Source organism: Variovorax sp. WS11 (assembly GCF_010499245.1).
Classification (GTDB): Bacteria; Pseudomonadota; Gammaproteobacteria; order Burkholderiales; family Burkholderiaceae_C; genus Variovorax.
Window position 1 is genome coordinate 2,268,260 of sequence record NZ_JAAGOW010000001.1, and the last position, 15,661, is coordinate 2,283,920.

General features: G+C 63.0%; 14 protein-coding genes and 2 pseudogenes. All 16 read left to right on the forward strand.

Features of this window, described 5'->3' with window-relative positions; all coding sequences use genetic code 11:
- The first annotated feature begins 36 nt into the window (after positions 1-36).
- The 16 genes and pseudogenes from GXN78_RS11210 (at position 37) to GXN78_RS11275 (ending at position 15,661) form a co-directional block, all read left to right on the forward strand.
- Positions 37-690 (forward strand): FHA domain-containing protein, encoded by a 654-nt coding sequence (locus tag GXN78_RS11210; RefSeq protein WP_106556174.1) that lies wholly within the window; start codon positions 37-39, stop codon positions 688-690.
- A 39-nt stretch (positions 691-729) separates the two neighbouring features.
- A pseudogene (locus GXN78_RS11215) lies at positions 730-2,340 on the forward strand (CHASE2 domain-containing protein); the annotation flags it as partial.
- Positions 2,341-2,455: 115 nt separating this feature from the next.
- Positions 2,456-2,698: pseudogene (locus tag GXN78_RS42180) on the forward strand (adenylate/guanylate cyclase domain-containing protein); the annotation flags it as partial.
- 48 nt (positions 2,699-2,746) lie between these two features.
- Entirely contained in the window at positions 2,747-3,001 is a 255-nt protein-coding gene (locus tag GXN78_RS42185) for a hypothetical protein (RefSeq protein WP_308812401.1), read from the forward strand.
- A gap of 20 nt (positions 3,002-3,021) precedes the next feature.
- Entirely contained in the window at positions 3,022-3,834 is an 813-nt protein-coding gene (locus GXN78_RS11220) for a 3',5'-cyclic-nucleotide phosphodiesterase (protein ID WP_164255416.1), read from the forward strand.
- A 197-nt stretch (positions 3,835-4,031) separates the two neighbouring features.
- Positions 4,032-4,496 carry a pilin gene (locus tag GXN78_RS11225; protein ID WP_106556172.1) on the forward strand — a complete coding sequence of 155 codons (465 nt, stop codon included), beginning with the start codon at positions 4,032-4,034 and terminating at the stop codon, positions 4,494-4,496.
- 64 nt (positions 4,497-4,560) lie between these two features.
- Positions 4,561-6,306 carry an O-antigen ligase family protein gene (locus GXN78_RS11230; protein ID WP_146163024.1) on the forward strand — a complete coding sequence of 582 codons (1,746 nt, stop codon included), beginning with the start codon at positions 4,561-4,563 and terminating at the stop codon, positions 6,304-6,306.
- 60 nt (positions 6,307-6,366) lie between these two features.
- The gene (locus tag GXN78_RS11235; protein WP_181360527.1) at positions 6,367-8,325 is read left to right on the forward strand and encodes a nucleoside-diphosphate sugar epimerase/dehydratase; all 1,959 of its coding nucleotides are present in this window, start codon (positions 6,367-6,369) and stop codon (positions 8,323-8,325) included.
- A 9-nt stretch (positions 8,326-8,334) separates the two neighbouring features.
- Positions 8,335-9,333, forward strand: a complete 999-nt coding sequence (pseB, locus tag GXN78_RS11240; RefSeq protein ID WP_106556169.1) for a UDP-N-acetylglucosamine 4,6-dehydratase (inverting) — start codon at positions 8,335-8,337, stop codon at positions 9,331-9,333.
- Entirely contained in the window at positions 9,333-10,499 is a 1,167-nt protein-coding gene (gene pseC / locus GXN78_RS11245; protein ID WP_106556168.1) for a UDP-4-amino-4,6-dideoxy-N-acetyl-beta-L-altrosamine transaminase, read from the forward strand. Before pseB ends, pseC begins: the two co-directional genes overlap by 1 nt.
- Complete coding sequence (pseF, locus tag GXN78_RS11250; protein ID WP_106556167.1) at positions 10,496-11,194, forward strand: pseudaminic acid cytidylyltransferase; 699 nt, start codon at positions 10,496-10,498, stop codon at positions 11,192-11,194. Before pseC ends, pseF begins: the two co-directional genes overlap by 4 nt.
- Positions 11,194-12,231, forward strand: a complete 1,038-nt coding sequence (gene pseG / locus GXN78_RS11255; protein WP_106556166.1) for a UDP-2,4-diacetamido-2,4,6-trideoxy-beta-L-altropyranose hydrolase — start codon at positions 11,194-11,196, stop codon at positions 12,229-12,231. Before pseF ends, pseG begins: the two co-directional genes overlap by 1 nt.
- Positions 12,224-12,748: a GNAT family N-acetyltransferase gene (locus GXN78_RS11260; protein ID WP_164255417.1), complete on the forward strand. Its 525-nt coding sequence runs from the start codon at positions 12,224-12,226 to the stop codon at positions 12,746-12,748. Before pseG ends, GXN78_RS11260 begins: the two co-directional genes overlap by 8 nt.
- Before the next feature lie 11 nt (positions 12,749-12,759).
- On the forward strand, positions 12,760-13,467 hold the full coding sequence (locus GXN78_RS11265) for a WbqC family protein (protein ID WP_164255418.1): 708 nt from the start codon (positions 12,760-12,762) through the stop codon (positions 13,465-13,467).
- Positions 13,464-14,363, forward strand: coding sequence for a class I SAM-dependent methyltransferase (locus GXN78_RS11270; protein ID WP_106556163.1), 900 nt, complete (start codon positions 13,464-13,466; stop codon positions 14,361-14,363). Before GXN78_RS11265 ends, GXN78_RS11270 begins: the two co-directional genes overlap by 4 nt.
- 5 nt (positions 14,364-14,368) lie before the next feature.
- Positions 14,369-15,661 (forward strand): MBL fold metallo-hydrolase, encoded by a 1,293-nt coding sequence (locus GXN78_RS11275; protein ID WP_106556162.1) that lies wholly within the window; start codon positions 14,369-14,371, stop codon positions 15,659-15,661.

A 15,661-nucleotide genomic window follows, 5' to 3' on the forward strand; every position in this document is an offset into this window, starting at 1 on the left:
AGCCGTGATACAACAAATGAGATCCAGGAGTCGGCCATGCCGAAAATGATCGTTTCGATCGACGGTGTCGTCATCAAGGAAGTGACGCTCGCCAAGGACCGCACCACGATGGGCCGGCGGCCGTACAACGACATCGTGATCGACAACCTCGCCATCAGCGGCGAGCACGCCGTGCTGCACATGATCGGCGGCGATGTCTACCTGGAAGATCTCAACAGCACCAACGGCACCTACGTCAACGGGCGTGCCGTCAAGAAGCAGGCGCTCGAGCACAACGACGTGATCGAGGTCGGCAAGTACAAGATTCGCTACCTGGTGGGCGGCGGCGCGACCGAAGGCGCCACCGGGCACGGCCCGACCATCGTCGCTGCGTCCTCGGAACCCATTCCCCTGTCTTCCGCGCCGACCGTCCATACGCCGCTGGGCGGCTCCACGGGCGTGGCCGTCATTCGCGTGCTCTCGGGCAGCGGCGCCGGGCGCGAGCTCTCGCTGCAGAAGGTCGTCACCACCATCGGCAAGCCCGGCGTCGCCGTCGCGGCCGTCACGAGGCGCCTACACGGCTACGTGGTAGCGCCGATCGATGGCGGCACGGCGCTCAATGGCGAGCCCCTGGGCAACGAGGCCGTCGCCCTGCAGGACGGCGACGTGCTCGAGCTCGGCGGCACGCGGATGCAGTTCGTCGCCAGCTGAGCGCGTGAAGCGCGAGCGCCGCCGCGCCCGCCCACCCGAATGAACGGACTGCGGCGACACGGCGCCCGCATCGCCATCACCCTGCTGCCCGTACTGCTCGCGCTGCTGCACGCCGCGGGCGTCTGGCGGCTCCCCCTGCTGGTTCGGCTGGATCAGTTCATCTACGACGCCCGGCTGCGCGCCACCATGCCGGGCACGCTCGACCCCCGCATCGTGATCGTCGACATCGACGAGCCCAGCCTGCACCAGCTCGGCCAATGGCCGTGGAGCCGGGACAAGCTGGCGCGTCTCACGGAGGAGCTGATGGGCCGGCAGCAGGCGGCCGTGCTGGGCTTCGACGTGCTTTTCGCCGAGCCCGACACCAGTTCGGGGCTGCCCGTTCTGCGGCAGTTGGCCGCCGGCCCCTGGCATGACGACCCGAAATTCGCCGCCGAGATCGAGCGCCTCGCGCCGCGTCTGGACCACGACGCCCTGTTCGCGAAGGCGCTCGCCGGGCGGCGCGTGGCGCTGGGCTACTACTTCACCCAGACCGCCGAGGCGCGCGCCACCGGAAAGCTGCCGCCGCCGACGCTGCCGCTCCAGGTCTTTCCGCCGGAGAGCGAGGACGTCACGGGCTGGAACGCCTTCGGCGCCAACATCCCGCAGCTGGCGACGGCCGCACCGGAGGGCGGCTTCTTCAATGTCGTGCTCGACCCGCGCGAGGATGGGGTCGTGCGCTCGGTGCCGCTGCTCGCGCGCTACGAAGGCGCCGCGGCGCGCCCGGGCTATTACGCATCGCTCGCGCTGGCGGTGCACCGCCTCATCGACGGGTCGCCGTCGACCCCCATGCCGGTGTTTGCGCCGGCCGCCTCCCCGGACGAATCGCCGGTGCTGGAAGCCCTGCTGCTCGGCGCGGGCGCCTCGCACCTGCGGGTGCCAGTCGACCAGAGCGCCAGCATGCTGGTGCCCTTTCGCGGCCGCGGCGGTGCGCGCGGCGGGTCCTTTCGCTATGTGGCCGCGGCCCAGGTCCTGGACGGCGCGCTGGCGCCCGGCGAACTCAAGGGGAAGATCGTGCTGGTCGGTGCCACGGCCCCTGGGCTGCAGGACTTGCGCTCCACACCTGTAGACGCCGTCTTCCCTGGCGTGGAAGTGCACGCCAACATCATCTCCGGCCTGCTCGACCGGCGGCTGCTCGTCGTGCCCGACTACGCCGCCGGCTACGAGCTGGTCACGATGCTGGCCGCGGGGCTGCTGCTGGCCTTTGGCCTGTCCTTGCTGTCGGCGCCGCGGGCAGCCTTGCTGGCCCTGGCCACCGGGGCAGGCTTGGTCGGGTTGAACACCTGGCTCTACCTCGGCGCCGGCCTGGTGCTGCCGATGGCCGCCGCACTGGCCATGGTGCCGCTCGCCTTCGCGTTCAACATGAGCTGGGGCTACTTCGTCGAGGCGCGCGCCAGCCGCAGCCTGGCCGGCTTGTTCGGCACCTACGTGCCGCCGCAGCTGGTCGACGAGATGCGCGCCGACCCCCGGCGCTACAGCATGCGGGCCCAGAGCAAGGAGCTCACCGTGATGTTCTGCGACATGCGCGGCTTCACCCAGATGTCGGAGCAGATGGCGCCGGTCGAGCTGCAGGCCTTCTTGAACGCCCTCTTCAGCCGCCTGACCCGGATCATCAGCGAGCGCCGGGGCACCGTCGACAAGTACATGGGCGACTGCGTCATGGCCTTCTGGGGCGCGCCCCGTCGACACGCCCGGCCATGCGGCCCTGGCCGTCGAGGCCGCCCTGCAGATGGCCGCCGCCGTGCAGGAGCTCAACGACGCGCATCGCGCAAGCGGCCGGCCGGAGATCAGCGTGGGCATCGGCCTCAACACCGGCCTCATGAGCGTCGGCGACATGGGCTCGGCCGTGCGGCGCAGTTACACCGTGGTCGGCGATGCGGTCAATCTCGCCTCCCGGCTCGAAGGGCTGGGCAGCCACTATGGCGTCGAGATCGTGGCCAGCGCCGCCACGCAAGGCGCCGCCCCGGAATTCGCGTGGCAGGAACTCGACCTGGTACGCGTCAAGGGCAAGGCGCGGGCGGTGCGCATCTTCACGCCCCTGGGCCGCATGGGCGATGCGGCAGAGGGGTCGCATGAGGCGCTTGAGCGTTGGGCTCGTACACTGGACGCTTACCGCGCGCAGGATTGGCATCAAGCGCAAGACCTGCTGGCCCCTCTGCTCGCCGCCGATGCCAAAAAAGTCCTTTACCGGCTGTATGCCGAGCGTTTAGCCTCGCTGGCGTTGCAGGCCAAGGACCCCGACTGGGACGGCGCAACCCGGTTCGACAGCAAATAGAAAATAGAGGGTCTCGCAAAATGCAGGTGCGCGTGTTGGGGTGCTCGGGCGCCATCGCCAAGGACTGCCGCACGACCTCGTTCCTGGTCGACAGCGACCTCCTGGTCGACGCCGGCACCGGCGTGGGCGACCTGAGCCTCGACGAGATGGGCGCCATCGACGACGTGGTGCTCACCCATTCCCACCTCGACCACGTGGCCGCCCTCCCGCTGATGCTGGACGCGGTGGCCAGCCGCCGCAACAAGCCGCTGCGCGTGCATGCCCTGCGCGCGACCATCGAGGCGCTGCGGACCCATGTGTTCAACAACGTGATCTGGCCGGACTTTTCGAGTATTCCGAGCCTTGAGGCGCCCTTCGTGAGCTTCCACGACATCGTGGTCGGGCAGGAGCTCCAGTTGGGAACGCAGGCGCTCAAGAACATCGAGGTGCTGCCGGCTGTTCACACGGTGCCAGCTTGCGGTTACGCCGTGCGCTGCGCCAAGGGCGGACCGCACTGGATTTTCAGCGGGGATACCGAGCGGAATCCGGCGTTCTGGCAGCGGGTGAATCAGTTGGACGTGGCGATGCTGGTGATCGAGACGGCGTTCAGCAATCGGGAGCAGGCGCTGGCAAAGCGGAGCCTGCATCTGTCGCCGGCGACGCTGGCGGATGAATTGGCGCACATCGCGGGCGACAAGGACTACCCGATCTACATCACGCATACCAAGCCGGCGGAGACCGAGGAGATCATGAGCCAGATTGCTGCACTGGCGGATGGGTCGCAGATGCACGGGGTGGACGGGGTGGGACATTCGGTGGCTGGAGGCTGCCGGGGTGCTGCAGGTCTGACTTGAGCGTCGGGGACTGACAAAATTTGTCAGTCGCTGTGCCAAAGCCGCAACAGGTTATGTCACACGACGTAAGCCGAGCGTGAACTATTAGACGGTTTGACTGCGTCGAGCAGGCGCAACGAGGGTGGCACGGATGCTGCGGAAGGTTGAACGCACCGGGGGCCCTCCTCGGGCCCCTCAACCAACCAGGAGTTTCTTGAATGAACCGTCGTTCCATCGCACGCAATGTGCAAAAGGGTTTCACCCTTATCGAACTGATGATCGTTGTGGCGATCATTGGTATCTTGGCGGCTGTGGCGCTGCCGGCTTATCAGGACTACACGGTGCGTGCACGTGTGTCGGAAGCGTTGGTCTTGGCGTCCGGTAACAAGGCGACCGTTGCAGAAAATGCCGCCAATACTGCTTCTTCGCTTTCTCTCGGGGTTGCTGACTTTACATCTGCGTCCGCAACGAAAAACGTGAGCAGCATGACGACGAGCGCAACGACCGGTCAAATTGTCATGGTTACAACTACCAATGCCGGCGGATTGACGCTTAATCTGACTCCGCGGGCGAATGGCGCGGCCTTGGCTGCGAACACGCTTCCTGGCGGCACGATTACTTGGACTTGCGCAGTTACCGACGCGACAAAAAACAAGTTTGTTCCCGCAGAGTGCCGAATCTAAGTAACGAATTTGACTGAAAAAAGCCCCTTCTGGGGCTTTTTTTCTTGGTCTCGTGAGCAATACTTTGACCAATCGTTTCTCCCAGGTTTCTCTTGCTCCGGTGTGGGCAGTTTTGGCTGCCGTACTGCTATCGTTGTGCTGGCTGTTGCCAAATCACGGGCGGCCGTGGTCGTCATTTCATTCCGATGCTTGGTCTGCCGTTGTTCTTAGCGGGGTAAGCCTTGTGGTGCTGGTGCGTGCGAGCCAGCGGCCGGTTTGGCATCGCTTGACTCTGCTCGTTGCGCTTCTGGTTCCATTGCCCTTCTTGCAGCATGCAGCCGGTCTCTTGCCATTTGTGGGGCAAGCATGGATTGCGTGCACCTATTTGCTCGGCCTATTGTTGGCCCTGTTGGTCGGCCAGCAATGGCAGGGTTGGCGGCCTATTTGGATGGGCGATATCATCTTCTTGGCCATCGGAATTGCCTCGATGGTTTCAGTGGGCCTGCAATTGCAACAGTGGCTGGGGCTTGCCCTCGACGGAGCCTTGGACGTCTGGGTGTCCAGCGCCCATGGTGCCCGGCCCTATGCCAACATGGGCCAACCAAACCAGCTCGCGACCCTATTGCTATGGGGCTTGCTTGCCGGTGGTTGGGGTGTCTGGCGGGGGAGCATAGGGCGTATGGCAGCGCTGCAGTTTGGCGCGTTCCTCATCTTGGGTTTGGCGCTCACGCAGTCGCGCAGCGGTGCGCTTGGGTTGCTTGCATTAGTGTTGGCTGTGTGGTGGTGGCGAGCGCTGTGGCTCGGTACGCACGTGCAAGTCTACGTGACAGGGTTGGCAATTCTCTATGGGATCGTGCTGGCGGTTGTGCCACCGCTTAGCCGGCTGCTGATGCTCGAATCACCTGCTTCGATGACAGACCGCCTCGCTGGTGACCTCAGGCCCAAAGTTTGGCGCATGCTATTGGATGCTGCATGGGAGCGCCCTATTTTTGGCTACGGCTGGAACGAGGTGGTGCCCGCACAGGTCAATGTCGCCGCAAGTCATCCGACAATCAGTTACCCATTTGCACAGTCGCACAATCTGTTTCTCGACTTCATTTTGTGGGCAGGAATTCCCGTCGGAATTTTTTTGACCGCGTGTGTTTTGGCTTGGGTAGTGACTGCCGCGCGCCGCGTGCGTCGCACACCAGAAGCACTCTATTTTCTGATGGTGTTGGTGGTTGGAATTCACGCAATGCTGGAATACCCACTGCACTATGCATACTGTCTGCTGCCCATCGGCTTGGTAATGGGTGCCCTAAACAGCGAACTGAAAATCTGGCAGCTAGCCCGAGCTCCCCAATGGAACGGGCGCTTTTGTTTGCTCGGCACCTGGTGCCTCTGCATCATGATATTGGGTGTGATTTTGCGCGATTATTTCAAGGTGGAAGCTGCCTACATGTCACTTCAGATCGAAAATGCGGGCATCAAGAACAGTGGTCCCGTCGCTCTACCTGACGTGCTGGCACTGAACCATTTGCGCGAAGTGCAGCGGTTTATGAAGTTTGAGCCAACTGCCGGTGTCACTTCAGTTGAGCTGCAATGGGCAAGGAATGTGATTCAGACGGCGCCCAGTTCTCGCAACTTCATGGCACTGGCTGTCCTGTTGGGACTGAACCAGCACCCGCGCGAAGCGCGCGATTGGCTGATCAAGATGTGCCGCATTGTTCCACGCGATCAATGCGAGTCAGCGCCAGCCAGATGGGCACAGGCGCGGCAGTTGCATCCACAATTGGCTGCCGTCGAATGGCCACCGGAAGAAGGCACGTCGACATCGGCAACCACGCCTTAACGTTTGGCTACGGCCCTTTGAGCTTGCCCCATACAAGTCCCAACTCAGCCTGAAGGCAAAGTGCAAGAAATCGTTCTCGGGTGGTCCCGTTCCCGCAAGCGCATGGTCGTGATCTGCCTCGACCTCTGCCTCGCCGTGGCTGCGACCTGGATGGCGTTCACGCTGAGGCTCGATACTTGGCACCGGCCCGTTGGGATGGAATGGGCGGTGTATGCCGTCGCGCCTCTGCTGTCGATTCCCGTCTTCGTGAAGTTTGGCCTGTACCGCGCGATTTTTCGCTACACCGGTTTGGCCGCGATCCTTGCAACGAGCAAAGCCGTTGCGATCTATGGCCTGCTCTTTCTTCCCGCGGTGATTGCACTCTATCTATGGGAAGGCATACCCCGGAGCCTGAGCGTCCTGCAGCCGCTCATTCTCTTGCTGCTGATCGCCGGGAGCCGGACGGTGGCCTGGCACTGGCTGGCGGCCAACTCCGCTCGTACGACCAACCGCTTGTTGATCTACGGTGCGGGAAGCGCTGGCGCACAGACCGCCGCCGCTCTGGCCAGCGCCCAGCAGTACACGCTGCTCGGCTTCATTGACGATGACGAGCACAAGGCAGGGCGCACCATCAATCGCGTGTCGGTCATGTCGCCAGCCGCCGTGCCGGCTTTTGCTAGCAGATTCGCGGTAACCGACATCTTGCTGGCTCTGCCCAGCGCCAGCCGCGAAAGGCGCAACCAGATCATCGAGCATCTATCTGCGCTACCGGTCCGCATCCGTACGCTGCCGGGCCTGGCCGACCTGGCCAGTGGCCGCGTGACGGTGCAGGACTTCCGGGATCTGGATATTGAAGACCTGCTGGGCCGGCCGCCAGTCGCACCCGATCCCCAATTGCTGGCACGCAAGCTCGCGCACCAGGTGGTGTTGGTAACAGGCGCTGGCGGCAGCATCGGCAGTGAACTGTGCCGCCAGATCGTGCAGCAAGGCCCGAGCCAGATCCTGCTGGTCGATCACAGCGAGTTCGCCCTGTACAGAATTCACATGGAGTTGGAATTGCTGGTAAGGCGAAGCGGGCTCGTGATGCGCACCGTCCCGCTGCTTGCGAGCGTGTGCAACTTCGATCGCATTTCGGAGATCTGCCGCGCCTACAAGCCTGCGTCGGTGTACCACGCGGCTGCCTACAAGCATGTCCCCATGGTCGAATCCAATCCGGGGGAGGCCGTCATCAACAACGTGCTGGGCACGCTCAACCTGGCCCGCGCGGCGCTTAAGTGGGGCGTCGATAGCTTTGTTCTCGTATCTACCGACAAGGCGGTCAGGCCGACCAACGTGATGGGCGCCACAAAGCGGATCGCCGAACAGATTCTGCAGTCGCTTGCCGACTGTGGAGCCAGCCCCTTCGACGAGGGAAACGCCGAACACTCGAAGTCACTCCCAAAGACGCGCTTCTCGATGGTGCGCTTCGGCAATGTCCTGGGGTCCAGCGGTAGCGTGGTGCCCCTGTTTCGCGACCAGATCGCCAATGGCGGGCCGGTGACCGTGACGGACCCGGAAGTGACGCGGTACTTCATGACGATCCCGGAGGCGGTGCAACTCGTCCTGTATGCGGGCGCGATGGCTCGCAGTGGGGATCTTTTCGTGCTCGACATGGGCGCGCCGGTGAAGATCGTGGATCTCGCCAAGCGCATGATCACGCTGTCCGGGCGAACGGTGCGCGACGAGTTCCGTCCGACGGGAGATATCAGCATCACCTTCACTGGCCTTCGTGCAGGAGAAAAGCGCTTCGAGGAACTCCTGATCGGGGAGAATCCGATGCCGACCGAGCACCCGCGCATCATCTTGGCGCGTGAGGAATTCGTCGAATGGCCGACTTGCTCGCAAAGGGTCCAGAGATTGCTCGAAGCCGCACGAAGCGGCGAACGCGACGCGATCGTGGACGCATTGCGCACCTTGGTTCCCGGTTACATCGCGCGGCCTACTGCCGAGAGACCGGATACTGTCGCCGAACAACCTGAAGTGGCCTTGGCGCGGCACTGAACTATCACGATGCTCTCTGACAAATCGATCCTGATCACCGGCGGCACGGGTTCGTTCGGCCAGACTTTCGTGCCGATGACGCTCGAGCGGTACAACCCCAGAAAGATCATTGTCTACTCCCGCGACGAGATGAAGCAGTGGGAAATGGCCAAGAAGTACCAGGGCGACCCTCGAGTCCGCTTCTTCATCGGCGACGTGCGCGATCGCGAGCGGCTGTACCGCGCACTCGACGGCGTGGACTACGTTGTCCATGCCGCTGCAACCAAGATCGTTCCGACCGCGGAATACAACCCCTTCGAGTGCGTCAAGACGAACATCAACGGCGCGATGAACCTCATCGATGCCTGCATCGACAAGGCGGTCAAGCGTGTCGTCGCACTATCGACAGACAAGGCGAGCAGCCCGATCAATCTCTACGGCGCGACCAAGCTGGCATCGGACAAACTCTTCGTCGCCGGTAACTCGTATGCCGGCGCGCACGACACGCGCTTCTCGGTAGTGCGGTATGGCAACGTCATGGGATCCCGCGGGTCGGTAATCCCTTATTTCCTCTCGCTGCGTGACCGGGGTATCCTGCCGATCACGGACAACCGCATGACGCGCTTCATGATCTCGCTTCAACAAGGCGTGGAAATGGTCTGGCATGGCTTCGAAGACATGGAAGGCGGCGAGATCTACGTGAAGAAGATCCCGTCGATGAAGCTCGTCGACATTGCGCAGGCGGTCGCCCCGTTGGCCAGGCACGAGGTGGTCGGTGTTCGTCCGGGGGAGAAGTTGCACGAGCAGATGATCGGGCTTGAAGACGCGCGCTACACCTACGAATACGAAGCGCATTTCAAGGTGCTTCCGGCGATCCACAATTGGAGCTCGGATCCGTATCGCATCAAGGATGGCCGCAAGGTATCCGACGAGTTCATCTATGCCAGCGACACCAATGCGCAATGGATGACGACTCGGGAGTTGCAGGACTGGATAGAGGCCAATCGCGAAAAGATCGGCGCGTTCTGATGGAAAGCATTCCCTACGGTCGCCAGAACATCACGCCGGCCGATGTCGAGGCGGTTGCCGACGTTCTGCGCTCCGAATTCCTGACACAGGGACCGGTTGTTCCGGCCTTCGAGCGCGCAGTCGCTGACCGCGTCGATGCACACCATGCCGTGGCGCTAAACAGCGCGACTTCGGCGCTGCATGCCGCCTGTCTCGCCATGGGCCTGAAAGCCGGCGACATGCTCTGGACCAGTCCGATCAGTTTCGTCGCGTCAGCCAATTGCGCCCTTTATTGCGGGGCTCGGGTCGACTTCGTCGACATCGACCGAGAGACCTTTAATCTGTGCCCGGAAGCGCTGGCCCGCAAGCTGCAGCAGGCCGAAGGCACAAACTCCCTGCCCAAGGTTGTCGTTGTGGTGCACATGACGGGGCAGCCCTGCGACTTGTCGGCCATCCATGCGCTGTCCCGTCGCTATGGGTTCCGAATCATCGAGGACGCATCCCATGCAATTGGCGCTCGCTACCGCGAGCGTCCCATCGGCAATTGCGAGTTCAGCGATGCTGTCGTCTTCAGCTTCCATCCCGTCAAGATCATCACCACAGGTGAAGGCGGCATGGTGCTGACCAACGACCCCGAGCTTGCGCGCAAGGTGGCACTGTTCCGAAGCCATGGCATCACGCGAGACGCGCAGCGGATGGTGCACCAGTCCGACGGGCCGTGGTACTACGAGCAGCTAGAGCTCGGATACAACTATCGCATGACTGATCTCCAGGCTGCACTTGGCCTGAGTCAGCTCCAGCGACTGGACGAGAGCGTGGAAGCTCGCCATCGGCTGGCGAAGAGGTACGATGAACTCCTCGCCGGGTTGCCTGTCTCGGTGCCTGTTCAGCGCTCTGAAGGCCGATCGGCCTTTCATCTCTATGTCATTCGGCTCCAGCTTGAACGCATCGATCGGTCGCGCCGCGAGGTCTTCGAAGCAATGCGCTCCGATGACATCGGGGTGAATGTGCACTACATCCCAATCTACGCCCAGCCTTATCATGAGCGGATGGGCGTCCGGCGGGCGGACTTTCCGCAGGCGGAGGCCTATTACCGCGAAGCGATCAGCATCCCCATGTTCCCAACGTTGAGTTCTGCACAGCAGGATCGCGTTGTCAGATCTTTGCGCAATGCGCTTGCGTCATGAGGCTGGCTATCATCCCCGCGCGCGGTGGCAGCAAGCGAATCCCGCACAAGAACATCAAGCCGTTTTGCGGCAAGCCGATCATCGCCTGGTCGATCGCCGCGGCGCGCGCCAGTGGCTGCTTCAATCGCATCGTCGTGTCGACCGATGACGATGAAATCGCTGCGGTGGCCCGTGCCGAAGGCGCCGAAACACCCTTCATGCGACCTGTGGCGCTTGCCGACGACCACACCGGCACGATGGCCGTGGTCGCTCACGCCGTCCAAGCCATGGAGACGCAAGGTCCGGCGTTCGATCACATCTGCTGCATATACCCCACAGCGCCACTATTGCAGCCCACGACATTGCGTGAGGCCTACGAACGGCTCGTGAGTGCGGGCACGGCGTTCGCCTTTGGCGTGGCCAGCTACGGCCATCCGATCCAGCGCGCGCTGCGCCTGGGCAGCGACGGCATTGTTTCCATGTTCGAGCCTAGCCACGCCACGGCACGCTCTCAGGACCTCGAGCCAGCCTATCACGACGCCGGCCAGTTTTGCTGGGGTACGCGAGACGCATTCCTCGCCGGCGTCTCGCCGCTATCCTCGGGAACATCGGTCGCCGTGGTGCTGCCACGCCATCGGGTTGTCGACATCGACACACCCGAAGACTGGGATCTGGCGGAGGCGCTTCACCGCGCCTTCGCGTCGGAAGGTCTCTGATGCGGATGGCGATCCGGACGGATGCCTCCGACTCCATCGGAGCCGGACACTTCACACGGTGCCTCGCCTTGGCGGATCGCGTGGCGGCGCTAGGCGGCCGTGTGAGGTTTCTTGTGAACCAGGCTCATCCAGTCATCACCGAGGCACTAACCGAGCGCGCACACGCATTGCTCGTGCTGAACGTGCCGGAAGGTGCCTCTCCCCAGGACGATGCGCAAGCCAGCGCCAGGGCGCTCGAATCCGAATGCGACTGGCTCGTCGTCGACCACTATGGCCTCGACGATCGCTGGGAGACCTCACTGCGCGAGCGTGCGCGGAACGTGCTCGTGATTGACGACCTAGCCGATCGCTCCCATGACTGCGACATCCTCGTTGACCCTGGTTACGGGCGTGACAGTGCGAACTACGCGGGATTGGTTCCGCCTCCCACTGAGTTGCTGCTGGGAACGCGCTTTGCGCTGCTCAAGCACACGTTTGCCGCTCACCACGATACGGCGCGCCTTCGCTTCGAGCGCCGGCGCGTGCACGTGTTTTTTGGCAGCGGCGCCACTGCGATGCGGTGGCTCGCCCAGTACTGCCAGTGGCTGCTCGACGCGTTCCCCGACATTCAAGTGTGCGCGATCGGCCGCGGTGATCTCAAGCCAATGCAAGCGCTTGGACAGCGGCACGCGGCGCGGCTGGACTGGCAGGAGCAAGTCGACGATATGGCGGCACACATGGCCACATGTGATGTGGCGGTCGGCGGTCCGGGCTCCGCAACGTGGGAGCGCGCCTGCGTGGGCTTGGCGTCGGCGCTCGTCGCCACTTCCGAGAACCAAGTTCCCGTTCTACGGGCCCTCGACGACGCAAAGTTTTGTCGATTCCTCGGTAGCGTGTGGGATCTCGATGCTGCACGCTTCACCGCAGGAGTTGCCGCCTTCCTGGACGACAGGGACGCCCTTGCCGACATGCGTGCACGCGGCGTTGCTGCCGTCGACGGGCGCGGCGTGGACCGCATCGCACGTCGCCTCACCAGTATGGAGCACGGCGTTGACTGAGACGGCGACCCTGCGGCCCTACGGACCTGAGCACGATGCCACAACCGTCCGCTGGCTCGACTCCGGCGAGCTGCGAGCGACTTTCGGTTTTCGGGGAGCGATCAGCGTCGAGTCGCACCGCCGATGGGTCGAGGCATCGCCGGACACGTACATCTGGGCGATTCTCGATACGCGAGGTGTGCATTGCGGCAACACCTTGCTGCACGTCAATGCCCGCCACTGCTCGGGTTACTTCCAGATGTACATCGGTGAGCCTGCAGCTCGTGGGCGCGGCTTGGGCGAGACGGCCTTGCGCCTGACCCTGGCGCACGGGTTCGAAACGCTCGCGCTGCACCGCGTGTGGCTGCATACCTTTGCCGACAACCTCGCGGCCGAGGCGCTGTACCGCAAGCACGGATTTGTTCTCGAAGGTATCGAACGCGATGCAATTCAAGCGGACGGCAGATTCATCAGCCAGAACCGCTGGTCGCAGCTCGCCGATGAATGGCGCCGCCTGCGCGAACGGTCAGAGTCATGAGGTGTGCAATCATGCAGCCAACCTACATGCCGTGGGCCGGGTTTCTCAACCTGATGGCCGAGGTGGACCTGTTCATCTACCTCGACGATGCGCAATACGAGCGTGCGACCTGGCAAAACCGCAACCGCGTGCTTGTCGCCGGTCAGCCGTCCTGGCTCACCGTGCCGGTCTTGCGGGACTTCCTTGGTGCTCCGATCCATCAGGTACGAATCGACGACCAGCGCCTCTGGCGGCGAAAGCACGCGATGCTGCTGCAACAGGCTTATGCGCGCCACGAGTTCGCCACCAACATGAGGGAAGCGGTCGACGTTCTCGGCGACATGGCACTTGCGCGTCTGGCAACTCTCAACATCGCCATCCTCGACCGGCTGAGAGATCGATTGGGCATTGCGACGCCGACGTTGCGCAGCAGCGAACTCGGCATCGATGGCGTTCGGACGGACCGGTTGATCGCGATCCTCGCCCATATGGGCGCCACCGAGTATGTGACGCCTCCGGGGGCGCTCGAGTACCTGCGCAAAGACGACTTCGTCAGCCGAGCGCCACAGCGATTACTGGTGCATGACTTCCATCCGACGCCCTATCCACAACGCGGCGCCGCGTCCTTCGTCAGCCATTTGTCGATCCTGGACGTCGTCGCGCATCTCGGCTGGCAAGGCGCCAGTCGCTACATCCACCCCTCCGCCCCGTGCGTGAGGGAATTGCAGGAGCAACCATGAGTGACGCCAGCGGCAAGTACACCGTCGAGCCGCACGCGCAGTTCGGCTTCCTCCAGGTGTCCCCGACACCGTCTGCTGAGGACATCACCCGTTTTTATGCCGAGGAGTTTTACAGCGCGAAGTACAAGGCCTTCAACAATTCGGCACTTGAGGTTCAGGAGGCCGATCGAGATTTCCACGACGCACACCGCCAGGACATCGTCGACACCATCGAGCGGCTGGCGGGCCGCCGGCTTGCCGGGCAGTCGCTGCTCGACGTGGGTTGCGGCTGGGGACAGGCCATGCAGTACTTCGCGTCGAAGGGCGCCAGGTGTTTCGGCTTCGACCCGGCCCCCGAAGCGGTGGACTATGTGCGCTCGCGTGGCCTCGAGTGCGTACGCGCAGGCATGGAGCGGATGGATGTGTTTGGTGATCGTCGCTTCGACGTCGTCACGCTGATGAACGTGCTCGAGCACCTCGCCGACCCCATCGGGGTGATGGAGGAGATCCGATCCAAGGTACTGACGCCCACCGGGCTCCTGGTTATCGAGGTGCCCAACGAGTTCAATGCGTTCCAAGTCGCTGGGCAGAAGCTGCACGGGCTACCGCCGTGGTGGGTTGCGCCGCCGGCCCACCTCAACTACTTCAGCGCGTCGACCTTGGCCAACGCACTGCGTGGCACGGGCTATGCCGTGCGTCACATGGAGGCCTCGTTCCCGATAGAAATGTTTCTGTTGATGGGCGACAGGTATGTCGGCGACAACAAGCTTGGCCGGGCCTGCCACGAACGCCGCATGGCGTTCGAGATGAACCTGCGCGCGATGGGCATGGCCGACAAGTTGCACTCGTTCTACGAGGCGCTGGCTCGGGTTGACCTAGGTCGCCAGGTCATCGCTTACGCATCAGTGGAAGCTTGAGCACCATGCGCATCATCAATCTCGGCGGCGCCACGGCCATCCTCGAGCATCGCGGCAAGCGCATGCTGTTCGACCCCTGGCTCGACGACGGGATATTCCACGGGTCATGGTTCCACTGGCCGCCAGTGACTGCGCACATTGAGGACCTGGGACGTTTCGACTACGTCTATATTTCGCACATTCACGAGGATCACTGCTCGGCCGGCACGATCCGCAGCATCAACCGCGACGCTGAGATCATCATCATGGATCGGCAGCCCAATTTCGTGGCGAACTTCCTGCGCTCGCATGACTTCGGCTTCACCAAGGTGCATCTTGTTCCGCCGCGCAAGGGCCTGCAGATCACGGAAGACCTGTTTGTCGACATGATCGAGGCCGATCCGACAAACGAGATGTCCTATCTGATCGACTCTTCCATCGTTATCAAATGGGGCGACCGCGTTGTATTCAACGCGAACGACTGCCAACCTCACGAGGACGGTCTTCGCTACCTGATGGCGAACTATTCGCACATCGACCTTGCACTGCTGCCCTACTCGGGCGGCTCCGGCTATCCGTCTTGCTACGTTAACCTCACCGACGCGCAAAAGGAGGCTGAGCGCGACCGCATCCTCAACCAACGTGTCGCCAGCTTCGTGGCCACCGCCAAATGCATCGATCCGACGTTCGTGATGCCGTTCGCCGACCAGTATGTTGTCGGCGGGTCGCGCGCACACCTCAACCGATATGTATCACACGGCGCCTCGCCGGCTGTCGTGCGACCCAAAATGGTCGAGGCCAACCTGCAGGATCGCCTTGTGCTGCTCAACTCCGGGCAGGCGTTCGATCTCGAGTCGCGGGCACTGACGCCCGGCGAGCCATACCGCACCTTCACCGATGAAGACCGTGAGCACCACATCGCACAGGCGTTGGCTGAAGAGAGGTATGACCATGAGCGCGTCACATTCGGCCCGTCAGTCGCCGTCGACCGGCTGGTCGGCCACGCGCGCGAGCGCCTGTGGAACGTACAAGAGCGACGCAAGACCTTCCCGTCCTACCGCGTGCTACTCGACTTCACCGACAGCGGTCGTCGGTTTGAGATCGACCTCGCGTGCCCTGATGTTGCGGAGACCCGCATCGACGCGCCAATCGAGGAGCCGTTCCTGCGCATAGCCGGAAGCGACACCTTGATGGTGATGCTGCTCATCGGGCACATGTCGTGGAACATCGCCGACGCGGCGCTGTTCCTCGACTACGAACGTCGACCCAACCGCTACGACCCGACCATTTACGTTCTGCTTAACTTCCTGAAGGTCTGA

Coding starts and splice junctions, on each gene's coding strand:
- GXN78_RS11210 (WP_106556174.1), top strand. CDS start 37: ATGCCGAAAATGATCGTTTCGATCGACGGTGTCGTCATCAAGGAAGTG.
- GXN78_RS11220 (WP_164255416.1), top strand. CDS start 3,022: ATGCAGGTGCGCGTGTTGGGGTGCTCGGGCGCCATCGCCAAGGACTGC.
- GXN78_RS11225 (WP_106556172.1), top strand. CDS start 4,032: ATGAACCGTCGTTCCATCGCACGCAATGTGCAAAAGGGTTTCACCCTT.
- pseB (WP_106556169.1), top strand. CDS start 8,335: ATGCTCTCTGACAAATCGATCCTGATCACCGGCGGCACGGGTTCGTTC.
- pseC (WP_106556168.1), top strand. CDS start 9,333: ATGGAAAGCATTCCCTACGGTCGCCAGAACATCACGCCGGCCGATGTC.
- pseF (WP_106556167.1), top strand. CDS start 10,496: ATGAGGCTGGCTATCATCCCCGCGCGCGGTGGCAGCAAGCGAATCCCG.
- pseG (WP_106556166.1), top strand. CDS start 11,194: ATGCGGATGGCGATCCGGACGGATGCCTCCGACTCCATCGGAGCCGGA.
- GXN78_RS11265 (WP_164255418.1), top strand. CDS start 12,760: ATGCAGCCAACCTACATGCCGTGGGCCGGGTTTCTCAACCTGATGGCC.
- GXN78_RS11270 (WP_106556163.1), top strand. CDS start 13,464: ATGAGTGACGCCAGCGGCAAGTACACCGTCGAGCCGCACGCGCAGTTC.
- GXN78_RS11275 (WP_106556162.1), top strand. CDS start 14,369: ATGCGCATCATCAATCTCGGCGGCGCCACGGCCATCCTCGAGCATCGC.